Raw genomic sequence first — 24,680 nt, forward strand, 5'->3', positions numbered from 1 at the left:
TGCCCTCTGTGTACTCTGTGGTGACTCTTCTTATGCGCTTTGAATTTTGAATGAAATATCCACAGCCCGGGCCGAGTGCGTAATGCGTCCGACGGAGATGAGATCGACTCCGGCTTCGGCGAATGAGCGGACGCGGTCGAGGTCCATTCCGCCCGAGGCCTCGATCAACACCGAAGGGTTCATATCGCGGGCCATCTTGACTAATTTCGCTGCCTCGTCGGGAGTTTGGTTATCGATCATGACGATCTCGGCTCCGGCGAGGAGGGCTTCTCTTAATTGTGCCCAATTCGTGATCTCGACCTCGATCTTGTGGAGGTGGCCGCAGTGGGCTTTCGCGGCGTTGACGGCTTCGGTGATGCCGCCGGCGAGGGCGATGTGGTTGTCCTTGATGAGCACGCCGTCGTCGAGCCCCAAACGATGATTCTTACCGCCGCCGACCCTGACCGCGTATTTCTCCAGCAGCCGCAAACCGGGCGTCGTCTTGCGCGTATCGACGATCTGAGCCGCCGTGCCTTCAACAGCCTTCACATACTGCCGCGTCAAAGTCGCGATGCCGGACATTCGCTGGAGTAGGTTCAAAGCCGTGCGTTCGCCGGTGAGCAGAACGTCGGCGTAACCTTTCAGCGTCCCAAAGACCGTTCCCAAAGCGATCTCGTCGCCTTCGTTGAACGTCGTCTCGATCTCCGACGACTCCGGATCGAGTTGAAAGAACACCGCCTCGGCGACATCCAGCCCGCACAGCACGAGGTCTTCCTTCGCCAAAAACCGCCCGACACCCAAAGTGTCGCCCGCCACCGTCGCCGCCGTCGTAATATCCCCGCGCCCAATATCCTCGGCGAGAAAATCACCTATCGCCTGCATCACATCGCCGCTTTCCAGCCAGTTCATAAAAATCAGTTTATCAGACTACGCCAAAAAGGTCGTGGATGAGATACTGACCGCAATGCGAGGTTAGTCTGCCAAAGCAACCGACCGATTGTCTGGAACATCATTAAAGACAATGAAACGTATTATCCTGATCGGCGGTTTTCTAATATGTTGTCAAGTGCCGCTTCTTGCACAGGTTGACACCCGAGCAATTGTTCTTCCGGATGCCCAGATGGAACCTGTCGTTAAGCAGATACTCATGTGGTACTTCCACGCGCCGAAGAAGCCAAAAACGATTTATATCGCAGCCTACCATATCAAAAAGGAATGGCTTCCCCACATTCACAACATAAAATTCGTCGTGGTCGATAACCCAGCTAACGGAATTCTTTATTTCTTTCGTTACGGCGAGTGGCACGGTGATCGACGTTTGACGCTTAATTTCGCCTACGGAGATGCAGCTTGTAGTGCCAAAGGAGACACGTGGTCTGTAAGCATCAGAGGGTCACGCGTTAGATTGCGATTGGTGTCAACCAAGTGGCTAATCTCCTGTAGCCTCGAAGATTTGATTTACGACCCAATGTGATGCAGAGACGACGAGCATAAAGGGCGCTACCGAAGTAACGCCCATTTTCCACGACAAACCTTACGGATTGACCGTCGTTAAGATGATCGCTGACGGTTGGCCGTAGTTGGCGTTGCCTTTTCGGAGTTGGATGCGGACTTGGAGTTGAATGGGTTTGCCCGTTGTGTTTGGAACGGTTATGTCACCGCTCTTGCCCGTGAATGTGCCTGCCACTATCCAGTTGGTTGTTCCTACTTCGGCGTAAGAGATCACCCATTGGTCAGCCTGCGCTCGTCCTGTAACGACTGCCGAAAACATATTGCCCGTCGCGGCCGGAAAGGTTTTTAGAGTTGGTTCAACTGTCGCAGGATCGGGCGGTTCCGGCCCGGCTCCGATGAGTCCGTAAAGAGCGCCTTGCTCGTCGGTGTAAGCAGCCGAAGCCATAATTCGCGGACGATAAACCTCGGAAACGCGCTCGAATATTCCAACGACCGGCGAGATGAGCGGAATGCCCGGCGACGGAAAAGCCGGAAACGGCGGCGGCGTGTCGCCAATATCTCCCGTCGTGACGAGGTTGCGAAACAGCGTAAATGACTCGTTAAACGTCTCAAACGTAACGGCAGTGCTCGCCAGAAACTGCATCATCATGTTGTCCTCGTTGATCTGCGTCAGATCATCGACCGTCAACCCAAGCGACGCGCCCGTCGATTGTGCCTGAAAGTTAAAATTCTCATACCACGCAGCCCTTTCCTGCAGGCTCTGCGGAAACCATGTTTTGCTAGGTATCATAATTGTCCTCCTTAGGTATTCTCCTCAATGATTTGCTGCTAAATGCAGAAAAATAATAGACCAATCGGCTTTCTTTAGCAACAAAGCGTCATTAAGTTAAACAAAAGCGATGATCTCAATGGCCAAAGCACAAAACTTCCGCACGAAAGCAAAGCATTTCGAGCCAAAAGCAGCCATTTTTCATATAAAAGCAAAAAACTTACAAACGAAAGCACTCAACTTACACCCAAAAGCGCGTCGCTTCAGTAGAAAAGAGCTTTGCTTCGGTGGAAAAGAGCGTTGCTTCGCTGGAAAAGATCATTGCTTCAGGAGAAAATCAGGCCGCTTTTATGAAAAAGCAACCTGCTTTTGCCAAAAAGCAGCCCGCTTCGAGCAAAAAGCAACCCGCCAAACATGATTGATTTATCGCTTTTAGCAAGCATTTATCGAGCTTTTGTGAAAATTACTCTTCAAAAGGCTCCGATTGCCGCGTATTAGGTGAATCTTCTATATCCCACCGTGAATTACTCGCAAACACAATCGGCTTCGTCGCATTCACAGCAATTAGGATCAGCCTCACAGGAATCATATTGTACGCTTCGACGTATCCTTTTCGTTCTAGGCTTTTTTGGGGTTGGGCTTATAGCGTCCCTTGGTAAAACTTGATTGACTGATTCCGGAGTTGGTGAAGGAGAATTGTTTGGTGTCGGCGTCGGCGTAAACGTACGAGTTGCCGTCGGCGTTGCGGGGGAAGGTGTAATTTGGGCCTTAGGTGAATTTGTGGATTGGGATAGCCGTTTTTGAAGCTCTTGTACCTCAACACCCGCTATTGGTCCGATGAAACCGAGCGTATGCCAAGCTAGAATAGCAGATACTAGAAAACACGTGATCCGCAGCACGATTTTGCAAGCCTTCAAAAGAGTAGTTCTGAGTGTTTCGGGAAAGACGTCGGGATCCTCATTCTCGTCATAATGCTTACTAATACCAAAAAACCCCGCTACTACCACACACCAAGTGCCAATCGCTACGAGCCAAATCCACCACCGAGCTAAATAGTAAGCGGCAACCGTGACAACTACGGGAACCGCTGCAATATAAAAAAGTTGTCGAAGAATCCAAACGATTTCGATGCCGGCTACTAGAAGTCGGCACAATGACTCTTCTAATGCAACATACGTTCGTTTTATGAACTTAGAGGCAGCGCGGGCAGCGCTTGCTAAGGCTGTTGTAATTCTATTTATACGATCGGCCGTGGATCGCGCGAAGGCTGTTACCCACCGAGCAAGTTTAAGTGCGATGTGGCTAGCATTTGGCATCTGATCTATTATTCGCTCTCGGAAATCTTCGTTACTTGTGCTTTCCCTGTTGTTGCGAATATCAGAAAGAGCCCAGCGACGGAAATAAGGTTGATATATCTCATCAATTCAAAGCCTCCAGATTATTATTCAGCGTCTCGATCTGTTTTTCCAGCTCGGCGAAGCGGTCGCGGAGTTCCTGGACCTTATCGAGCGGGGCACGGTCGACGAAATTTGCGTTTGAGAGCTGTCCGGCGAGGCGGTCCTTTTCGTCGGTGAGCTTGGCGATCTGGTTCGAGAGCCGCGTGCGTTCAACGTCGAAGTCGATCAGCCCTTCGAGCGGCACGGCGATGGCCGCGTCGTTGGTCACCGCCTTTGCCGAAGCACGCGGAACGTCGAGAGCATCGGCGATAACAAGGCCCTCGGCCTTCGCAAGCTTGAGGATCTGCGATTTGTTGTCTTCAAATACCTTTTGCATCGCCGAACTGGCCGCGATATGCACCGTGAACTTGATCGCCGTCGGGATATTCATCTCCGCACGGATGTTACGCACCTTTGTTATAAGGTCGATGACCGCCGATATCTCCGCCTCAGCCGCTTCGTCGATCGCCCCTAAGTCTCCCGGCGGAAAAGTCGTCAGCATTATCGTCGCTTCGGCGTTTGCGTATGCCGCGTTATGCAGAGCGTTAGACGTGCCAGGCAATTTGAGCCACAGTTCCTCAGTCAGATACGGCATAAATGGATGCAGCATCCGCAAAGCGATCTCCATAATGGTGACGATCCGCGTCGTGGCTTCAACATTGCCCGCAATGATGCCGTCCTTCACGAGTTCGATGTACCAATCGCAAAACTCGTCCCAGAAAAAATGGTAAAGCAGCGACACCGCCGTGTGGAATTCGTATTTCTCCAGCGCTTTGTTAACATCAATCGCCGTGCGGTTCAAACGCGAGACGATCCATCTATCAGCCAATGACTCTTCCTTTGTGTCTTTGCTACTTTGCGTCTTTGCGTTAAAAACTATCGAAGGATGATCGACCGCCGAGCCCTCAGCATTCATCAAACAAAACCGCGTCGCGTTCCAGATCTTGTTCGCAAAGTTGCGGTAAGTCTCGACGCCGACATCGTTCCAGCGAATATCTGCTCCGGTAGCTATCGAAGCAAGATAAATTCGCGTCGCATCAACGCCGAATTTGTCGAACATCTCGATCGGATCGACACCGTTGTTGCGCGATTTGGACATCGGCTTGCCGTCTTTGCCAAGAACCGTGCCGGTTATGACGCAATCTTTGAAAGCGACCTTGCCCGTGAACTTCTTCGTAAGCATCATCATCCGCGAAACCCACAAAAAGATAATGTCCCGGCCCGTAACCAGTACATCCGTCGGCAGAAACTTCTCGAGATCAGGCGACGTCGTAACAACACCGTTCCAACCAAAAGTCGAAAACGCCCACAAACCCGACGAAAACCACGTATCAAGCACGTCGCCGTCCTGCGTCAGTTCGCGGCCGCCGGCCTTGACCATTGCTTCGGCTTCAGTCGGTGCAACAAATACGTTGCCGTCCGGGTCGTACCAAGCCGGTATCTGATGCCCCCACCAAAGCTGCCGGGAAATGGTCCAGTCCTTCAGATTCTCGAGCCAAGTCGTGTAAACCTTTGCGTGCGGAACTTCCGGCGAGAAACGCGGGGCATTTTCATTTTTTATAAGCTCAAGCCCGAGATCGCGAAGCTCGTCCATCTTGACGAACCACTGCTCCGAAAGTATCGGCTCGACGATCGTCTTGCACCGCTCACAAACCGGCAGCGTCACTTCGTAATCATCAACCTTTTCAAGCAGCCCGAGCTTTTCAAATTCCTCGACGACCTTTTCCCGCGCGGCAAACCTATCAAGGCCTTCGAACTCCGGCCCGGCGGCGGCATTCATCGTGCCGTCCATATTCATCACCAGAAGCTGTTCGAGGTTGTGACGCTCACCGACGAGGTAATCGTTCGGATCATGCGCAGGCGTAATCTTGACCGCACCGGTTCCAAATTCGGCGTCAACGTATTCGTCAGCGATGATAGGAATCTCGCGATTCGTTAACGGCAGCAAGATCGTTTTTCCAACGAGGTCTTTGTACCGCTCGTCATCGCCGTTAACTGCCACAGCCGTGTCGCCAAGCATCGTCTCCGGCCGCGTCGTCGCGACGGTTATAGTCTTATTGCTGTCTTTGATCGGGTATTTTAGATAAGTGAGCTTGCCGTCCTTCTTTGTCTCTTCTTTTACTTCGAGATCGGACAGCACAGTCTTGTCCTTCGGGCACCAATTGACGATACGCAATCCGCGATAGATCTGGCCTTCGTCGTAAAGGGTGCAAAATACATTGCGAACCGCCAACGACAGCGATTGGTCCATCGTAAAACGATGCCGCGACCAATCGACCGACGCACCTTCGCGACGCATCTGTTCGGTGATCGTGTTGCCGTATTGTTCCTTCCACTGCCAGCAGCGACGCAGGAACTCTTCACGGCCGATATCCATCGGCTTCTTATGCTCGTCTTTCTTGAGCTGCTCAACAACTTTTCTCTGAACGGAAATACCAGCATGATCCGTTCCCGGCAACCACAAAGTGCGATAGCCCTGCATACGCTTCCAACGCGTGAGTGCGTCCATTATCGTGTGCTGCAGGGCATGGCCCATGTGCAGGCTGCCCGTCACATTCGGCGGAGGAATGACGATTGAATAGGCTTCGGCGTTCGCGTCCTGGTTTATCTCAGGCTTGAAAAAACCGCTTTCTTCCCAGCGTTTGTAATGAGTTTCTTCTGCCTCTTTTGGGTCGTAGGCCTTTGCGAGTTCCATAATTGCGTTTTGGTAAAACACCTATTCTAAAACAAAAACGGCCAGCTTTCATTTCTTACAACGAAAACTAACCGTCCGACCGTTTGGCCTCACGCCTCTGTCAGCTTTTCTTTTCTTCGTCCAAAGCCTCGCGCATCAGCCTTTCCGTAATTCGCGGCACTTCTTCCTTTGCAATTTCGCGAATGACCTTATCGGACAATTTTTCAACAACGCGACGCGCGATCATCGCAATAAAATCCTCTGTCGGCTCATCGGGCCTAGATGAATTTTCTGCTGATGCAAAGTCGGTCTTTCTTCGCATCGGTTTTATGACGACGTTGTCATCACCGATGCGTTCGGCCGGAGGCGGTTTGATAAAACTCATAACCACTCCGCCGTTAGCAGGTGGCGTTGTATCAACTTCTGCAACCGTTTCGACAGCAACTTCGCTTTTGACCGCAAACCCTTGATCGAGAGATTCACCTATCGGATGGCTCATTTCAATTATCTCGTCATCCATTCCAGCGTCACCGAGAACCAGATCGGTAAACTCATTTACATCAATCTCTTCATCAGAGGTATCGCTGAAACTCTGCTTATACAAATTATCAATATCAGCGGTCTCAATAGGAAGTGCTGGACGATTCTGTGAACCAAGCAGTTCGTCAACTCTACTAATAAGGTCGCGTATCGATTGAAATGGCTTCGTCAAAAATCCGTCTGCACCGACACGCTCGGCTTCCGCCTGATCAAATGGCTCGAACGAACCAACTACCAGAAGAACCGGAATGTGCCTGGTCGTTTCGTTTTGCTTTATCATCTCGCAGATCTGATAGCCTGTCGGTTCCGGCATATTCACGTCGGCGATGACGATGTCGGGATTGATCTCGGCAAACTTCTGCATCGCTTCTTCACCGTTAGCAACAGTCGTCACGTCGAGGCCTTCGTCGGTAAAGGTCAGTTCGACGACCTTTCTGATCGTTACGGAATCATCGGCCAGCAATAGCTTTGGTTTGGTCACTGTGCGAATCTGCTCCTTTGACTTTTCGACATCTTATCAAACTTCGGTGTTAATTCGCGAACGACTCGCAAGTTCCCCTGCGAGCTTTATCGCCGCGATCATGCTGGACGCGTCGGCAACGCCTTTGCCCGCAATATCAAACGCAGTGCCGTGATCGACCGACGTTCTGATCAACGGGAGTCCGAGCGTAACATTGACCGCAGAGCCGAATGCGAGAGATTTGACAGCGATCGTGGCTTGATCGTGGTATAAGGCAACAACGGCGTCAAACTCACCTTTAAAACCCCGCATAAATATCGTGTCCGGCGAATACGGGCCGCTTACATCAATACCTAATTTATCCCGGCAATAGTTTATAGCCGGAATGATCTCGGCTTGCTCTTCGTGGCCGAACATTCCACCTTCGGACGCATGAGGATTTAGGCCGGCAACCGCTAAACTGATATTTTTGCCAAGCACCTGCTGAAATGCACTATTAGAAAACTCTATTAATTTAACCAGACTCTCTTTTTTAACTTTATCGATAGCGTCACGTAACGAAAGATGTGTCGAGTGCAGAACAACACGCAGATCACCGCCAAAAAAACTCATCGCAAATTTCTCGGTTCCGGTTAAGGAAGCCAAAAATTCCGTGTGACCCTGAAAATCATAGCCGCCCAAGGACAGTGATTTTTTGCTGATCGGCGCGGTGCAGATCGCGTTGATCTTTTTCTCTTGCCAGAGATGAACGGCAGTTTCGATGTATTCTGCTGACGCCTTTCCGGTTGCTGCACCGTCAACACCATATTCAAACTTATCAGGAAGATTTTTTAGATCGAACACTTCGACATCTTTGCCTGAACCGATCTCAGCAAATTCAATATCAAGCTTCAATGCGTCCGCAGTCTTGTGCAAAACAACGGCATCGCCAATGATCACACACTGGCATACCGTTCTCAACTCATCATCGGACAGGGCTCTTAGAACGATCTCCGGCCCGATGCCAGCGGCATCGCCCATCGTAATTCCAATGATCGGTCTTTCAAAAGACATCTTTTTGATTTTCTCTGTGCAAACTAAAAACTGAAAACTAGAAACTGAAATTATACATTCTCAGTTCATAGTTTTCAGTTTTTAGTCTTTAGGAAAACTTAATCGGCCTGTCGCCGCATAAAAGTCGGCACGTCGATATTTTCAACAGGCTGCAGATCACTTGGCAGCATTATTTCTGACGGCTGGATCGGGGTCGGTGTAGCAGCGGCTGCAACAGCTCGAGTTTCCGTAACCTTCGGCTGCGGCAGTCTCAATGATGCCTGAGTGTCAAATCCTGTCGCGATCACCGTAATGCGTATCTCGTCCCCAAGATCCGGTTTGATCACGCTGCCCCAAATGATGTCTGCGTTATCGTCGGCTTCCTGTTCGATCATGCCAATCGCATCTTCGACCTCGCCGAGGACCATATTCGGGCCGCCTGTGACGTTAATCAAGGCAGCTTTAGCACCCATGATCGAATTTTCTTCGAGTAGCTTGTAATCAAGAGCCGCACGCATTGCTTTCGAAGCAGCATCTTCACCCGAAGCTTCACCGATACCCATCAGAGCAACACCCTTGCCCTTCATCACGGTTGTGACATCGGCGAAATCGAGATTGATAATTCCCGGAGTAATGATCAGATCAGTAATGCCGCGCACCGCTTGAAGCAGGACCTCGTCGGCCCGGCGGAAAGCATCCATAATGGTGATCTTTTCTTCTACTTCACGCAGCTTGGAATTCGGAATCGTTATCAACGTGTCGACACATCCCCGAAGCTCAGCAAGCCCTTTTTCGGCTTGGGCCATGCGCTTTTTGCCTTCAACCAGAAATGGTTTCGTAACAACCGCAACCGTCAATGCACCGAGTTCTATCGCGAGCGATGCCACGACCGGAGCGGCTCCCGTTCCCGTTCCTCCGCCAAGTCCGGCAGTGACAAAAACCATATCTGAGCCGTCGAGAATATCAAGCAGCTTCTCCGTGTCCTCAAGCGCCGCCTGGCGACCTACCTCAGGGTTTGACCCTGCTCCTAAACCACGTGTCGACTTGCTTCCAAGTTGGATTTTCATCGGAGCCTTTGAGTCGTTGAGAGCTTGAAGGTCGGTGTTCGCCACAATAAACTCAACACCCTTTATGCCCGCGTCGATCATCCGGTCAACCGCATTGCTGCCGCCGCCGCCGACGCCGATTACCTTGATCCGAGCGCCCGTGATCGGAGGTTCGTCGATAAACATTTTTAAGCCATTTTTCTTCATTTGTAGATCTTCCATTCCGAATAAGGTTTCCATAGAGGAGTCAAAAACAAGCTAACGGATGCAAATTTCGAAGTTGTTAGTCAATAACAAGATATTGTGCAATCGGGAAATCAGCATACAATGATTTGGGGTAAAAATCCAATCGCCAGAATACAATTTATCGAAATTTATCGCGAAAGTTTCCAAACCATTCCGCGACGCGACGTGCGGACGACTTGTCTCCGTCACCAAGTCCACGCATCTGACTTCGCATCGAGCACAATGCCAGTCCCGAAGCCGTCGCCCATTGCGGCCCTTGAACTTCCTCGACGAGTCCTCCGAAATTTGACGACTCAAGAAATCCTGCTCGTGTCGGTGCGTCAAAAACCTGTTCGGCGACCTCCGGCAATCCTCGGATTAAGGCGCCGCCGCCTGTAAGAAAAACGCCGCCTGAGATTTGAGCTTTCGACGAACTCGTTTCGCGAGAAACGTGCTGCATCAGCTCGACTGCGCGCGGCTGCATTATGTCGCAAAGAATCTCCATCGAAAGCGAGCGTGTTTCGCTTCGTCCAAATGGCACTATCTCGATGACCTGCTGCCGCTCTTCATCGTCGAGAAGAAACGACGCGACGCAGCCCCAACTCTGCTTGATCTTACTTGCCTCGGGGATCGAGACGCGCAGGCCGGTTGCAATGTCCTTCGTAAACAGCATGCTGCCAAACGGAAAAACAGCAGTGTGCTGCACGGCGCCGCGTCCAAAAATCATAAGGCTCGTGATCTCTGCACCCATATTAACGAGAGCGCAGCCGTATTCCTTATCTTCGTCAGTCAATACACTCACAGATGCTGCAAGAGGTTCGAGGACGAGTTGCTCCACGTCAATTCCGGCTCTTGTTACAGCCTTTTCGAGATTTTGCCGTCCCGCGCTTGGGCTCGTAACTACGTGGACAAGCGCCTCCAGCCTTGAGCCGTTCATACCGACTGGCTCGGTTATACCGTCCTGGCCGTCCACAATAAATTCCTGCGGCAGGCGGCTGACAATTTCCCAGCCGGGCGTAAGAGGCATCGCACTTGCGGAATCAACAGCGCGTTCGACATCTTCATCGGTGATTTCCTTCTCAGCGCCGGCGACCGCTACAACACCATTTTTATTCTCCCCGCGAAGGTGCTCACCTGACAGATTGATCGTGGCAGCTTGTACATCCAGACCGCTCATGCGTTCTGCCTCACCGACGGCTTTTCTGATCGACTCTGCAACCGATTCGGTCGAGGTCACTACGCCGCGGCGCAGGCCTTTGGATTCTGCTTCACCGATGCCTACGATGTTCAGCCTCCCGTCCGCCGACGGTTCGCCGATGACGCACCGCACTCGGCTCGTCCCTATATCCAATCCAACTGCTTGTATTTCGCCGCTCATAAATTTTAGAAATCTAAATATTGAATGACAGGATAGGTTCCGTCGGCATCGACGGATTTGATCTTTGCCCCCTTACCGCTGATCGCTTCGATCGCAGTCTTTAAACTTTTTCCGAGGCTGTCTTTGGCAAGAGTGACGGAAATCGCGCGGCCCGAATCTTCGACAACCGCAATAGGCTCGCGAACATTCGCAATATTGACCTCTTTGACGCGCGAAGCGAGATCAAACTGCTTCCATTCATCAAGCATCTTGCGATAAAGCTTCAGCCGCGCCTGATTATCCGGCATTGCCTTTTCGGTTTTCGCTTCGTCCCAACCATAAAGGACAAACGGAAAATCCTTGTCGTTCGCCGTCGCCGCAGTCAAAACAGCTCCTTCGCCATCGATAAGAAAATCACCCGAACTAAGATGTACGACCGCTGACGGCACACGTTCGGTCACGGTTACGCGAATACCTGCCGGCAAGATCCTCGAAACGGCCGCCGCCTTCACGAATGGAAATTTCTCTATCTTTGCCTTCATATCGGATAGATCAGCATTCCACACACCCTGCTTCTCGACCGACATAGCCACAAGACGCCGTATGTCATCTTGAGGAGCTCTCTCCGTTCCGCGAATATCGACATTTCGCAATCCGAAAAAGCTTGACGCCGTCGCCGTCCGAAGGCCCATAAGACCTAAAAAGCCTAGGACCGTTAGCAAAACACAAATGACCAACAGCGGCAAAAGAAATCGGACAGAATGCCGTGCGATTGCGCTGGCTCGTATCTGTGCAGCGTTGCTGCCGCGTTTTGGTCTAGAGTATGAACGTTTGATTTTTGTACTAGTCTTTTTCTTTCTCGGCATAGTCACAGCGTGATTCTTTTCTTATTTTTTACTATTTACTTTTTACTTCTAAGTGCTTCTAGAATTTCATCTGACAACCTGGTCACGTTCCCAGCTCCAAGTGTTATCACCAGATCGCCGGGTTGCAAGGCAGCGCAAACTTTGTCAGTTGCCGTCTCAATATCGCCGATATAAGAGGCATTCTTATGACCATATTTCCTTATGTTCTCTGTCAACACTTCAGCCGTTATGCCTTCTATTGGCTGTTCACTCGCCGCATAAATATCCAGCACAAACAGTACATCGGCATTATTGAACGCAACGACAAAATCATCCATCAATTCCTTAGTTCGTGAATAGCGATGCGGCTGGAAAACAACGACCGTCCGCTTGCCGCCGGAACTATTTTTGGCTGCGGATAGCGTTGCAACAACCTCTGTCGGATGATGGCCGTAATCATCAACAACCATAATTCCGTTCGCCTCACCTTTGAATTGAAAACGGCGATTAGCATTTTTGAATATCGCGAAAGCCTCAACGATCTTTTCGAAAGGCACTTCCATTTCAAGAGCAACAGCCGTCGCAGCTAAAGCATTATAAACATTGTGTTTGCCCGGGACCGGCAGATTGATTTCCCCAAGCACCTTGTCACCTTTCCACACCGAAAACGTCGAGCCGAAGACATCGTTGTAACGAATATCGTGTCCAGACACATCCGCCTGTGCAGTCATTCCATATGTCACACGGCGGCGTTTAATATTTGGAATCAAAAGCTGGACATTAGGGTCGTCAAGACAGATTATCGCCGCACCAAAAAACGGAACCTTGTTTACAAAGTCCGTAAAGCACTGCACAACATCGTCCATGCCTTTGTACGATTCCATGTGCTCCTTATCGATGTTTGTTACAACCGCGATCGTTGGATAGAGCATCAGAAACGAGCGGTCGCTTTCATCCGCCTCAGTCACAAACCAATCCGACGCACCCAAACGTGCATTCGAGCCAAGCGTCTCGACGACACCGCCAACAACGGTCGTAGGATCGACACCTGCATGGCCAAGAATCGTAGCGACCATCGACGTTGTTGAAGTTTTTCCATGCGTGCCCGAGACAGCCACCGCGTAAGGTTTTAAGACCATCAACTCAGCAAGCATCTCGGCCCTTGGAATTACAGGAATACTTTTTTCTTTAGCTGCGACGACTTCGGGATTGTCTTCTTTGACCGCCGAAGAATACACAACCACCTGAGCATCCTGAACATTCTCAGCCGAATGGCCTTCGTCAATACGGATGTTAAAAAGCGTTTCGAGTCGGTCGGTGTTCTTTGATTTTTTGGCATCGGAACCCGACACAACAAACCCAAGATTGCAAAGCACCTCCGCAATACCGCTCATGCCAATGCCGCCGATCCCGATAAAATGAATTCTTTTTACGTGTCTAAACATTTGAAAAAATCGCTCTCACTTATCACCTATCACTCTCAACTTATTCCGAAGCTACACATTAAGTTTCAATTGCTCAATAATATCTACAGTAGCCTCCGCCGCATCAGGATGACCGAGATTTCTCGCGGCAATTTCCATTTCGCTGATCGCTGTAGGCGACTCGATAAATTTCTCGATCGCATCTGCAAGCACTTCACCGCTGAGATCCTGTTGAAGTATCATCTTTGCCGCGCCTGCTCTTTCGAAGGCTTCTGCATTCTTCTGCTGATGATTGTCAGCCGCGCCGGGGAACGGTATCATAACCGCCGCTTTTCCAGCAGCCGCCACTTCCGCACAGGTCGTTGCTCCGGCACGGCAAACAATCAGATCGGCTTTGCCAAACTCGACAAAGATATCCGAAATAAACGGCCGCACATCGACATTAGAAAAGTTTGCCTCCGAATATGCCGTTCGGATTCTTTCAAGATCAATTTCACCCGTCTGATGCGTCAAACTGAGCCGTCCATTATATTTGACTAATTGCCCGATACTATCAGTCATAGCGCTGTTGATAGCCTTAGCACCCTGCGATCCGCCAAAGACCAGAATATGAAACACGTTAGATCTTTCCTTTTCCGGTATTTCAAAAAACTCGTGCCGCACAGGATTTCCCGCGACAACGCCCTTCTTTCCAAAAAAAGCCAACGATTCTTTGAATGTCAAAGCTGCTTTATCGACAAATCTCGCCAGTTGCCGATTCGTAAAACCTGGAAGAGCATTCGAGTCCATAACAAGGGTCGGCACACCCATTATTGCCGCCATCAAAAGCACTGGCCCCGAAACATATCCACCCGCACCAACAACAACATGCGGACGAAACTGGCGAATGATCCTTCGCGCTTCAATAAAGCTTCTTGGCAACACGGAAAGCCCTTTGATCTTTCCCATCAACCCGACATTTTTTAGACCTGCGCTGTTTATCAAAGAGAGCTGAAAACCATTCTCAGGAACGATTCTTTTTTCCAGCCCGCGAGCCGTGCCGACGAACAACACCTCAGATTCAGCGTCCCGCCGAAGAATTTCTTTAGCGACCGCAATACCTGGATAAATATGTCCGCCGGTTCCGCCGGCCGCGATCAAAACTTTCATCTTATTTTCACCGAGAGACGCTGAGGTTACAGAACATTATCTACGCCTAATTTTTGCTCTCCGCGTCTCGGCATCTCTGCGGTTATCTTCCGTCGCAACCCGCGAAATACTCAACAAGATCCCTACACCGATCAATGTCACCACAACCGATGACCCGCCATACGAAATAAACGGCAGTGGTATTCCTTTCGCAGGTAATATCGAAGTCACAACGCTGATATTAAATAGCGCCTGAACAATGATGCCGGTAATTATTCCGATACCAAGCAAATTTCCAAATCTGTCTGGAGCCAACACAGCGGCCCGAGCACCGCGCCACAGCAGCAATCCAAACGCGATCACAACCGCCAATGTCCCTATTAAACCAAGTTCTTCGCCGACGACTGAGAAAATAAAGTCCGAATATGGATACGGCAGATAAAATAATTTCTGATGCCCTTTTGCGTAGCCCTCGCCAAACATTCCTCCGGAGCCGATCGCGTACAAAGACTGTACAACCTGATAAGCTTCGTCATCCGCATACTTGTAAGGGTCTAGAAATGCCATAAGTCGCGCTACACGCCACGGAGCAAAAAAGATCGCGCCGATGCCGATCAGCATCATCACAGCCGCAACCGCTCCGATATGAACAAGCCTCGCGCCGGCGGCAAAATAGACCGCCGAAAAGACCGCGCACAGGACTATCGTCGTACCCAGATCTTTCTCAAGAAATACAAGACCGCCCAAAATCCCCAAGCCAGCCAAACAGGGCAGAACTACTTCCTTGAGATCTCCGACTAACTCTTCTTTTTTTGTGAGGTAATAAGCGAGAAATATCGGCAAAACGATCTTTGCAAGTTCTGAAGGCTGGAACGAAAATCCGCCAAGCCTTATCCAACGTCTCGCTCCATTAATTGGCGGAAAAGCAAACACCGCCAAAAGCAAAATCACCGTAACGGCGATCGCTCCATACACAACCCAAGGCTGTTGAAAGAGGTGATAGTCGATTCGGCTAACAACGTACATTCCGATTAAGCCGACAACTGTAAAGCCCACCTGCTTGTAGAAATAAACATACTGACTGGTGCTCTCAGTTTCTTTGAGCGAAAACATCGCAGAGGCGCTGTACACCATCATCGCACCAAAAAGTGCGAGCGTAGCAGCAATACCGAACATAAACCAATCTATGCGATTTTCCTCAGCCATTTTTGATCTCAAATTTCAGATCTCAAATTCCTTTTCCAGCCGCAGCAGCGTCATTCAGTCGCATCACCGCTGCTTTGAAAACCTCGCCGCGTTCCTCAAAACTCCGAAACATATCAAAACTCGCACAAGCCGGTGCCAAAAGCACCGCGTCGCCTGCGATTGCAATTTCAACCCCCTTTTTTACTGCATCGTCCATTGTGTCGGCTCGTAGAATATCGGCATGTCCCGACAATTGCGATGCGATATTATCCGCGTCCTCACCGATCAATATCAGCGACCGAACTGACGCTTCGATCAACCCGATCAGCGGAGCATACGGGGCATTCTTTCCACGTCCGCCGAGTATTAAAATTGTCTTACCATCACCGCCACTCAGGGCTTCGAGAGCTTTCGAGGTAGCATCGACAGAGGTTGCCTTCGAATCGTTGTAAAATCTCACCCCGTTGATTTCGGCAACAAATTCGATGCGGTGCTCTACGCCCTTGAAATCTCTCACCGTTTCACGCATTGATGCGAGCGAAGCACCGCACGCCAAACCTGCCGCAAATGCAGCGAGTACATTTTCGACGTTGTGAAGACCACGAAGAAAAATATCGGCTCGCGTGGTCAAAACCTGTTCTTCGTTATTGAGCCGACACACCAGTTCGCTGCCTCGTAGAAAAAAACCTTCCTCAAGCTCGCTTTTGACGCTGAACAACACTACCTTAGCTTTCAACCCAGTCGCCCAGCTTGCAGTGATCTCATCATCCGCATTAAGGATTGCAGTGTCGCCAGCCGTCTGATTCATAAACAACCGGTGTTTCGCCACTGCATAATCCTGAAACGAATCGTATCTGTCAAGATGATTCGGCGTAACGTTCAAACATATGCCGACATTCGGGCAAAAATCCTTGATCGTCTCAAGCTGAAAACTCGATAACTCAGCAACTGTCCACGTTTCATCCGTCGAGGTTTCGGTCAAACTCAGCAGCGGAGTTCCAATATTTCCGCCAACTTGCGTTTTCACACCGGCGTTTTTCAGCAATTCACCGATCAGTGCCGTCGTTGTCGTTTTGCCGTTCGAACCAGTAATACCGACAACGCGTCCTTTCAAAAATCTGTAAGCAAGCTCGATCTCACCAATGACCTCGCCGTCTTTTCGATCGACATATCGAGCAGGAATTGTGTTTGTCGAAATACCAGGCGAAATGACAACAAGATCGATCTGATCAAGTAACCACGAAGGCAGTTCACCACTGATAAGGCCAACGTTGTGACTTTCCTTCAGTGAACGGGCCGTGTCGGACCAATCTTCAACCGGCTTTTTATCGTACAGCGCGACTGTTGCCCCATGCGTTGCCAAAAACCGGGCCGACTCAACACCGGACTTTCCCGCTCCCAACACTAAAGATTTTCTGCCCTCAATTTCCATCTTGTTTACCGAAGCTTCAGCGTCGACAGACTCAGCAATGCAAATAAAATCGCTACGATCACAAACCTAAAAACGATCTTCGGCTCTTTCCAACCGGACATCTCAAAATGATGATGAAGCGGTGTCATCTTAAAAACTCGCCTCCCAGGCTGGCCATTGCGCTTTGTCAACTTAAAGACCGAGACCTGCAACATTACAGAAACCGCCTCAAGAATAAAAACACCGCCGATAAAAGGCAGCAAAAACTCTTGTTTCGTCAGTATAGCTATAGTTCCAAGCGCACCGCCGATAGCAAGGCTTCCGACGTCACCCATAAAAATATCCGCGGGCGGAGCGTTGTACCACAAAAACCCAAGGCTCGCCCCTGCCATCGCTCCACAAAAAACTGTCAACTCCGCCGAGGCCGGATTATGCGTTAGATCAAGTCTCTCAGCCCAACGAGCATCACTCGCCAAATATGTGAGGCCAGTCAGAGCCGACATCGCAATAAAAGTAACGCTGATCGCGAGTCCATCAAGCCCGTCGGTCAGATTCACCGCATTCGATGAGCCAAGCAAAACAAAGATCATGAACAGCAGATAAATGCCGGCTGGAATAACGGTTGTTCCCAACGGCAATGCCGTGTCCTTGAAAAACGGAACGCTCAGATTCCAAGGATAATTACCCCACCACCACAAAGCACCCCATACTAAAAGGGCAGTTATCAGTTGTCCTGCGAGTTTCTGTTTTCCGGTCAGTCCGAGGCTTCGTTTCTTTACAATTTTTATGTAGTCGTCCGCGAAACCAACCGCAGCAAACAACGTCGTCGCCCCCAAAGCGAGCCAAAGATAAAGAGTGTCGAGCCTTGCCCAAAGGATCGTCGATATGAAAACCGAGCCAATGATCAATACGCCTCCCATTGTAGGCGTGCCTTTTTTCTCTTGATGCGAAGCAGGGCCCTCTTCGCGTATTTCCTGGCCAAATTTCAGATCGGACAACTTGCGGATAACCTTGCGGCCCAGAAGCAAGGAGATCAGAAGTGCTGTTATTGCAGCAATTGCAGTCCGGAATGTAACGTACTGGATTACATTTAAAACCTTGTAAAAATATGGGGAATCACCATCAGCCCCATATTGCCTAAAAAGAAATTGATAGAGAAAATGATAGAGCATATGCTGATTTTTGATTTGCGTTAGGGCTCAAATTTGAAATTGATCTTCAAAGTCCTTTCTGTTGCACTACCCCTCCAAATCAAATTTCTCTAGTAACTTTTCGACCACCTTCTCGGTTCGCACACCACGAGATCCTTTTACAAGGATCACATCGCCTTTTTCAACTAATCCAATAAGCAATTCGGCCGCTGCATATGAATCCCCAACAAATTCTGCTGCTGCAAGGCCCGCAGATTTCGACCCCTCAACCAATTCAGCCGCCTGTCCGCGAACCCCGATGAGCATATTGATTTTGGTCTTTGCAATAAGCTCTCCGGTTTCGTGATGAATCTTTTTCTCATCCGGCCCCAGCTCAAGCATTTCACCTGCAACAACGATCTTGCGCCGGTCGCCCGCACCATCGACGAGCGTTTCTATCATCGACATCAACGCCGCCGGATTCGAATTGTATGAGTCGTTAATAACAGTAAATCCATTCTTAAAATGCAAAATTTCACCGCGTTGGGGTGGAGCCGCAACAGTCTCAAAACTTGCGGCGATATCATCAATGGCCATCCCAAAACTAAGCCCTACTGCGGCAGCGGCCAAGCCGTTTAGTATATTGTGTTTTCCATTGAGAGGAAATATAACCTCAGCATTCTGTTGACCAAAAACAATGGTGAATTTAGTTTCGCCAAATCTGTCAAATTTAATATTCTCAGCCCGAACATCCGCTGCTTTTTCGATGCCGAAAGTGATCGTGCGGCCTTTGCTCAGCCAATGCATCTCCGCAACTCTCGGATCATCAGCATTCAATACCGCGGTGCCGCCAGCCTTCATGCCTTCGACAAGTTCCGCCTTGGCTTTAGCTACATTCTCAATGGAACCAAGATGCTCGACATGAACCGACAACACATTCAATTCGACTGCAACATCCGGCGGCGTAATACGGCAAAGACGCTGTATCTCATTCATCGGCGTTGACATACCCATTTCGAGAACAGCAACGTCATAACTTGGGTCAGAGGCAAGCTTCAGAACGGTCAACGGATGGCCAAGACCGTTATTGTAATTCTTGATATTGCGAAGGACTTTTCTGCCGCTTGCTTCCAAAACGTGAGCGGTAAGTTCTTTTGCAGTCGTTTTCCCTGCACTACCTGTGATCGCAACAACCGGCTTATTCCATTCACGATAGACTCCATGAGCGAGCCTCTGAAACGCGGCAATCACATCATCAACAAATATCAAACGATCGCGATATGGATCAAGTTGAAACTGGTGCTCCTCAAACCTGTCACCGCGAACAACGCACGCCGTCGCTCCTTTCGCAAAAGCGTCAGGAACATACTTCGTAGAATCATCAAAATCGCCGTTGAATCCGTTGTTACGATAATCCGGTTGGGACAATGCAAAAAAAACATCACCGCTCTTGCACTCGCGCGTATCGATAGCAAAAGAACCCACTTCGCGTTGACGCAAAGCGGGATCAAGATCGAGCGCGGCTGCATTCATATATTCAATAGCGGTTTCAAGTTTCAAAGTTACTCTTATCTATCCATTCCAAATATCTAAAATCAAATCGCCGTTTTATCAGAGCGGTCAACTTGCCAGCTTCGGAAATTTTCTTCTCGTTTGTTTTCTTAACAGGTTTATCCTTACCAGCAGAAGGCGTTACGGTTTTAGGCTTAGAGATTGAGTCCTGTTTAACCTCTGCCTTTGCGTCTGCGGGCTTCGCAGTTTTAATGTCTTTTGCAGGTGCACGAGGAATGTCATTTGCCACAAGGGCTTCCGGTTTGACAGGGGCATCCGTTGCAACCTTCATTTCGGTAAGAATCTGTTGGGCGATCTCTCGAAACACCGGCGCCGAAACCATTCCACCATCGCGTGCTCCGCCTTTTGGCTCGTCCATCACAACACCCACTACGATCTCCGGGTTATCTGCCGGAGCCATGCCTATGAATGAAGAGATATATTTCGACGAATCGACTGATTTCGTCTTAGGATTGTACTTCCATGCAGTTCCTGTTTTCCCGGCAACAGTATATCCGTTCAGCTGTGCCCTGCGACCGGTACCGTCCAAAACCACTTGACGCAACATCGTTCGCAGATGCTGTGCAGTTTCAGCCTTAACTACCTGAGTTTGCTGGGGTTGTGTCACTATTACAGGTTGTTCATCCGACCGGCGAATTTCCTTAATAATGTGCGGCTGGTTCCTGACTCCGTTATTTGCTATCGTCGCAAAAGCAGTTACCATTTGCAACGCCGTTACGCTGATTTCATAACCGATCGACATCGACGCAAGCGAGTCGCCATTCCACTTGTCCACCGGCCGAACGATACCTTGTGTTTCCGCCGGCAACTCAATCCCCGTCTTACTTCCAAAACCCATCTTCTGGACCATAGAAGAAAAATCTTCACGTCCAACGCGCATTCCCGTTTTTATTGCACAAACATTGCTAGAGTGAGCCAGGGCATCCGAGTAACTCATCGTACCGGTGTGATGATCCGAAAATTTGTGGTCAGCAACGGTAATAGAACCGTTGCCCGCATCAATTTTGTCCTCGGGCAAAAAAAGATTCTTCTCTAATGCTGAGCCGTAAGGCACGATCTTAAAAACTGATCCCGGCGAATAAACCGACTGGATCGCCTTGTTACCGATATGTTCAGCAACGGAGTCAGTGATCGTGTTCGGATCGTAGGTCGGATAATTTGCCAACGCTAATATCTCACCGTTTTTTGGATTCATCACGATCGCCATACCCGACCTTGCCTGCGACGATCGCACTCCATTTTCAAGAGCCTGTTCGGCTATGTATTGGTAGGCGGCATCAATGGTCAAAACAATATCGTTTGGCTCTTCGCGTTCGACTGTTGTCTCGTCGTAAACGCGTCCGAGGCGGTCACGCTCCTGCAGTTTTTTTATCACTGCCCCGTGCAGAATATCGTCCTTTGACTGCTCGATTCCGGCACGGCCATCATCGTCAGAATTACTAAAACCTATAACTTGGGCCGCTAGAGTTTGATACGGATAACTGCGTTTTTGATCTTCTCTCCAATGAAGGCCGGTAAAATTAGGAAGGTCGGCTTTTTTCACGTCAGGAGTGTCTAGTGCTTTGTTGATCTTTTGCACAAGCTCTTCGTCAAGTTTTTTTGCCAAAGGAACAAAGCGTTTTTTAGAATCCTTACCTTGTTTAAGCTGGTTTGCGACCTGATTGGTGTTTAGATTTAATGCCTTCGCAATGACCTTTGCAGCAGCGGCAGTATCCGATATCTCTGTCGTATCTGCATATAGAGTCTTAACACGAAGACTCATCGCCAATGCTCGATCGTTACGATCATAAATAGTTCCGCGCAGCATCCGCGACTGCTTCACGTCCTGTCGAATATCAACGGCACGTTCCTTAAGCCATGCGTGCTGGGTTATCTGAAGGTTGACCAGCCGTGCGCCGATTCCGCCGATCCACAAAACAAAAACGGCCACTATCAGCATAAAGCGGGTAAATGCCACCTGACGAAGATCTTTCTTTTTGATTTTCTTTCCGTTTCTCATTTGGCAGACGTAGATCTTTTAGCGATCAATCATTAGAGGTTTTTGCTTTAACTTGCTTCGCCGACTTTTCCGGCTTGTTGTAACTTGCCGTTGCAGTTGCCTGAACCGGCGAGACCGCAGCAGTCTTTATAACCAACGACTTAGCATCGGAAACCTGAGGTGGAATTGCCTTTTCTTTTGTAGTGGAAACAACTTGGGCAACTTCGGCGTCGACTCGAGCTGACGTCATCAGACCTGTCTTCTTCGCTGCTTTTTTGATCTCATTTGGCGAGAGTGAAATTTCGCGAGCTAGCAAGAGTCGGCGCTTCTCGGCTTCCAGATCATCGACCTGCTTGCGAAGACGGGAATTTTTCATCCCAAAGTCCATAGATGAGAAATGCTGTCGGGCAGCGAAGAAAAAGCCGCACACAAGCGTCACGGCACAAACAAACATTAGCGAATAGGTGCGAAGGCGTGGTGAGTTTCCCTCTTGCTGCTTGGCCCTCGATCTTGTGGACCGTGTTTGATTTTTCTTGTTCATGGACATCCTCCGGAAGGTAAATAAAATCCCAGCTAATTTTCTATTTTGCGACACGCTCTGAGCTTTGCGCTTCGTGAGCGTGAGTTATCGTTTTGTTCTGACGCTGATGGCAGAACAGGTTTCCGCGTCAGGATCTCAACTTTTTTTGCCGCCCCGCAAACACATTGCGGTATACGCGGTGGGCATTGGCACTTGCCCGAGAGACGCTGAAAGGCTTGCTTTACTATGCGATCCTCCAGTGAGTGGAAGGTGATGATCGCAAGCACGCCGTTAATTTTCAAAAGATCGACCGAGTCGGAAATAAATTGCTCTAAAATATCAAGCTCGCCGTTTATGGCTATTCGCAATGCCTGAAATGTCCTCGTCGCCGGATGCGTTCGATCTTTCGGGCTTGTTCTGACGGCCCGTCTTACAAGATCCGCAAGCTCGAAAGTGGTTGTTATCGGGTTACCGCTTTCCCTCTTTTCAATGATCCACTTGGCGATCTTGCGCGAAGCTCTTTCTTCACCGTACTTGTAAATAATGTTCGCCAGTTCTTCCTGACCTATCGTCGCCAGCAGTTCTGCTGCCGTGTGCCCACCCGAATCTGCATCCATCCGCATATCGAGATCGGCATCAAACCGAAAACTAAATCCACGCGTTTCGCTATCAAGCTGGAGAGATGAAACTCCAAGATCTGCCAGTATTCCATCCGGCTCTCCTTTCTCAGCGTCTGCAACGATCCTTCCGATTTCGGAAAAGTTCGCTTGAAAGGTCATTGCACGATCACCAAATCTCACAAGCCGTTTTCTTGCAAGACTTAAAGCTTCGCTGTCCTGATCGATCCCAACAACCCTTGCTTCGTCAGAAGATTCAAGAATTGCCTCCGAATGCCCTCCAAGCCCCAATGTTGCGTCAACGAAAAGGCCGCCGTGCTGCGGCTGCAAAAAATGAAGCGTTTCGTCAAGCAATACCGCTTTGTGAGCCTTCTCGGCATCAATTTCAGCCATATTTCAAAGAGCAAGAAATGCAGTTAGGTCACTTGTCGCCATCTAATTTGGCGCTTAACCTAATTAAGCGATATTTTTAGAATTTACGTTGTTTGGGGTCACACAAGCAATTGCTGGTGATTTGCAAATACTCAAGCATTTTACGCTGATATTTTGGATCGTGTCAAGCGAATATTTCTTAATCACTCTTAATCACAAATTTAAGCGCATTTTCGGCGATTTTTGACCGATTCGACATTCGTTTTGTGTTCGCATATTCGCTGAGATAGGATAGAAGCGACCTCGAAACGACGATGGATTCTTTATTTCTAAAACTATTGGTTTTTGGCTTGCTTGCTGCGCTGGCTAATGTTTTGGGCGGTTTAATACTGTTCCCATCCAGACTTCACCACAATTACAAACGCCTGCTTCGCTACGTATTGGCTCTCGGAGCGGGCTTCATGCTCGCCGTAACGATCTTTGAACTTCTGCCTGAATCTGTAATTCTCTGGCAAAAGTCCACGCCGCTCGTTATCGAAGATCTTTATTTCCCAATGTTCCTCGTTATGGGCGGATACCTGCTCACTCAGTTTTTTGAACACACTATCGCGCCACATTTTCATCTTGGCGAAGAAGTTCACACTGACGAAATGATCTCGACATCGTCTGCATATACCGCAGTCGGAGGCTTGCTGATACACACGTTTTTTGACGGGGTGTCGATCGCAGCCTCCGCTCAGATCGATATGCGGATCGGGCTGCTCGTTTTCATTGCAGTTTTTCTGCACAAATTTCCGGAGGGTTTCACCGTTGGATCGATGGTTATGGCCGCCGGCAAAGACATTCGCGGGGTGATCGCAGCAACTTCGCTGATCGGATTGACGACCTTGTTGGGCGTAATGTCCTTTTATTTTGTCGGAACGACTCTCGGATTTACGGTTGCGTACGCGCTTCCCGTCTCTGCGGGAGTCACACTTTACGTGGCGGCAAGCGACCTCATCCCTGAGGTAAATCATCACGGAGGCAAAAGCCCGCTTGTGTCTCTGTCAGTCTTCGTCGGCGTTGCGTTGTTTTTCCTGACCCACCTTCTGCTTCACTCGGCGTTGGAGAAGTGATGAAACAAAAGTACGACTTATATGCTGCGATGAACGGCAAGATAAAATGTCCCGATGAGTCGCTGTAAGCAAAATGGTGAACGAGCATATGAGCTCAACAGTGCTGCCCAATTTTTTGGTGGCTTTTTGGGTGTGTAAAGTGGCTTTTTGGGGTATCTCCGATGGCTTTTTGGGTGTCTCCGATGGCTTTTTTAAAACTTCGATCTATTATCCAAGGATCTTTGGCCTGTTTGCGTGTAAAAAAAATTGCCGGAAATAAAAAAAAGCACTGCATCGGCAACAAATTGCTTGACATCTCCCCCGAAATGGGTATAATCGCGACATCGTTCTAGAAATTTAAGACAAATTTTTCTTTTGATTGTGCACAGCTTGTGCACGTTGTTATTGGTGTGTTCATTGGGCTCAGCGTCCAA

General features: G+C 49.4%; 21 protein-coding genes. 4 read left to right on the plus strand and 17 right to left on the minus strand.

The genetic code is table 11. The annotated features are described in order from the left end of the window. Window positions 1–30: 30 nt before the first annotated feature. Window positions 31–888, minus strand: coding sequence for a carboxylating nicotinate-nucleotide diphosphorylase (nadC, locus tag IPL32_16710; GenBank protein MBK8467459.1), 858 nt, complete (start codon window positions 886–888; stop codon window positions 31–33). 112 nt (window positions 889–1,000) lie between these two features. On the opposite strand from nadC, the gene IPL32_16715 reads away from it, so the two are divergent. Next, window positions 1,001–1,453 carry a hypothetical protein gene (locus IPL32_16715; GenBank protein ID MBK8467460.1) on the plus strand — a complete coding sequence of 151 codons (453 nt, stop codon included), beginning with the start codon at window positions 1,001–1,003 and terminating at the stop codon, window positions 1,451–1,453. A gap of 60 nt (window positions 1,454–1,513) precedes the next feature. Here IPL32_16715 and IPL32_16720 read toward each other — a convergent pair whose 3' ends face one another. After that, window positions 1,514–2,221 carry a hypothetical protein gene (locus IPL32_16720; protein ID MBK8467461.1) on the minus strand — a complete coding sequence of 236 codons (708 nt, stop codon included), beginning with the start codon at window positions 2,219–2,221 and terminating at the stop codon, window positions 1,514–1,516. A gap of 118 nt (window positions 2,222–2,339) precedes the next feature. On the opposite strand from IPL32_16720, the gene IPL32_16725 reads away from it, so the two are divergent. Both IPL32_16725 and IPL32_16730 read left to right on the plus strand, forming a co-directional pair. Continuing rightward, entirely contained in the window at window positions 2,340–2,618 is a 279-nt protein-coding gene (locus tag IPL32_16725; protein MBK8467462.1) for a hypothetical protein, read from the plus strand. A gap of 248 nt (window positions 2,619–2,866) precedes the next feature. Next, on the plus strand, window positions 2,867–3,004 hold the full coding sequence (locus IPL32_16730) for a hypothetical protein (protein ID MBK8467463.1): 138 nt from the start codon (window positions 2,867–2,869) through the stop codon (window positions 3,002–3,004). A 615-nt stretch (window positions 3,005–3,619) separates the two neighbouring features. Here IPL32_16730 and IPL32_16735 read toward each other — a convergent pair. The 15 genes from IPL32_16735 to rsmH form a co-directional block, all read right to left on the minus strand. Next, complete coding sequence (locus IPL32_16735) at window positions 3,620–6,331, minus strand: valine--tRNA ligase (protein MBK8467464.1); 2,712 nt, start codon at window positions 6,329–6,331, stop codon at window positions 3,620–3,622. A gap of 100 nt (window positions 6,332–6,431) precedes the next feature. Next, window positions 6,432–7,331: a response regulator gene (locus IPL32_16740; GenBank protein ID MBK8467465.1), complete on the minus strand. Its 900-nt coding sequence runs from the start codon at window positions 7,329–7,331 to the stop codon at window positions 6,432–6,434. 36 nt (window positions 7,332–7,367) lie between these two features. Beyond that, window positions 7,368–8,363: a 4-hydroxythreonine-4-phosphate dehydrogenase PdxA gene (gene pdxA / locus IPL32_16745; protein MBK8467466.1), complete on the minus strand. Its 996-nt coding sequence runs from the start codon at window positions 8,361–8,363 to the stop codon at window positions 7,368–7,370. A 98-nt stretch (window positions 8,364–8,461) separates the two neighbouring features. Further along, window positions 8,462–9,574, minus strand: coding sequence for a cell division protein FtsZ (gene ftsZ, locus IPL32_16750; protein MBK8467467.1), 1,113 nt, complete (start codon window positions 9,572–9,574; stop codon window positions 8,462–8,464). A 178-nt stretch (window positions 9,575–9,752) separates the two neighbouring features. Continuing rightward, window positions 9,753–10,991 (minus strand): cell division protein FtsA, encoded by a 1,239-nt coding sequence (ftsA, locus tag IPL32_16755; GenBank protein MBK8467468.1) that lies wholly within the window; start codon window positions 10,989–10,991, stop codon window positions 9,753–9,755. Between the two features lie 5 nt (window positions 10,992–10,996). Then, window positions 10,997–11,662 carry an FtsQ-type POTRA domain-containing protein gene (locus tag IPL32_16760; protein MBK8467469.1) on the minus strand — a complete coding sequence of 222 codons (666 nt, stop codon included), beginning with the start codon at window positions 11,660–11,662 and terminating at the stop codon, window positions 10,997–10,999. A gap of 209 nt (window positions 11,663–11,871) precedes the next feature. Further along, window positions 11,872–13,260: a UDP-N-acetylmuramate--L-alanine ligase gene (locus tag IPL32_16765; GenBank protein MBK8467470.1), complete on the minus strand. Its 1,389-nt coding sequence runs from the start codon at window positions 13,258–13,260 to the stop codon at window positions 11,872–11,874. Window positions 13,261–13,311: 51 nt separating this feature from the next. Next, window positions 13,312–14,388: an undecaprenyldiphospho-muramoylpentapeptide beta-N-acetylglucosaminyltransferase gene (gene murG, locus IPL32_16770; GenBank protein MBK8467471.1), complete on the minus strand. Its 1,077-nt coding sequence runs from the start codon at window positions 14,386–14,388 to the stop codon at window positions 13,312–13,314. A 36-nt stretch (window positions 14,389–14,424) separates the two neighbouring features. Further along, window positions 14,425–15,573: a putative lipid II flippase FtsW gene (gene ftsW / locus IPL32_16775; GenBank protein MBK8467472.1), complete on the minus strand. Its 1,149-nt coding sequence runs from the start codon at window positions 15,571–15,573 to the stop codon at window positions 14,425–14,427. Window positions 15,574–15,595: 22 nt separating this feature from the next. Further along, window positions 15,596–16,984 (minus strand): UDP-N-acetylmuramoyl-L-alanine--D-glutamate ligase, encoded by a 1,389-nt coding sequence (gene murD, locus IPL32_16780; GenBank protein ID MBK8467473.1) that lies wholly within the window; start codon window positions 16,982–16,984, stop codon window positions 15,596–15,598. A gap of 5 nt (window positions 16,985–16,989) precedes the next feature. Next, on the minus strand, window positions 16,990–18,135 hold the full coding sequence (locus IPL32_16785) for a phospho-N-acetylmuramoyl-pentapeptide-transferase (protein ID MBK8467474.1): 1,146 nt from the start codon (window positions 18,133–18,135) through the stop codon (window positions 16,990–16,992). Window positions 18,136–18,201: 66 nt separating this feature from the next. Continuing rightward, the gene (locus IPL32_16790; protein ID MBK8467475.1) at window positions 18,202–19,653 is read right to left on the minus strand and encodes a UDP-N-acetylmuramoyl-tripeptide--D-alanyl-D-alanine ligase; all 1,452 of its coding nucleotides are present in this window, start codon (window positions 19,651–19,653) and stop codon (window positions 18,202–18,204) included. Further along, complete coding sequence (locus IPL32_16795) at window positions 19,643–21,664, minus strand: penicillin-binding protein 2 (protein ID MBK8467476.1); 2,022 nt, start codon at window positions 21,662–21,664, stop codon at window positions 19,643–19,645. Before IPL32_16795 ends, IPL32_16790 begins: the two co-directional genes overlap by 11 nt. A gap of 25 nt (window positions 21,665–21,689) precedes the next feature. Then, the gene (locus IPL32_16800) at window positions 21,690–22,184 is read right to left on the minus strand and encodes a hypothetical protein (protein MBK8467477.1); all 495 of its coding nucleotides are present in this window, start codon (window positions 22,182–22,184) and stop codon (window positions 21,690–21,692) included. Between the two features lie 32 nt (window positions 22,185–22,216). Continuing rightward, entirely contained in the window at window positions 22,217–23,173 is a 957-nt protein-coding gene (rsmH, locus tag IPL32_16805; GenBank protein ID MBK8467478.1) for a 16S rRNA (cytosine(1402)-N(4))-methyltransferase RsmH, read from the minus strand. A 293-nt stretch (window positions 23,174–23,466) separates the two neighbouring features. On the opposite strand from rsmH, the gene IPL32_16810 reads away from it, so the two are divergent. Continuing rightward, window positions 23,467–24,267, plus strand: a complete 801-nt coding sequence (locus tag IPL32_16810; protein MBK8467479.1) for a ZIP family metal transporter — start codon at window positions 23,467–23,469, stop codon at window positions 24,265–24,267. Window positions 24,268–24,680 lie beyond the last annotated feature (413 nt).

The sequence above is a fragment of the Chloracidobacterium sp. genome, assembly GCA_016711345.1.
In the GTDB taxonomy this organism is placed as follows: domain Bacteria; phylum Acidobacteriota; class Blastocatellia; order Pyrinomonadales; family Pyrinomonadaceae; genus OLB17.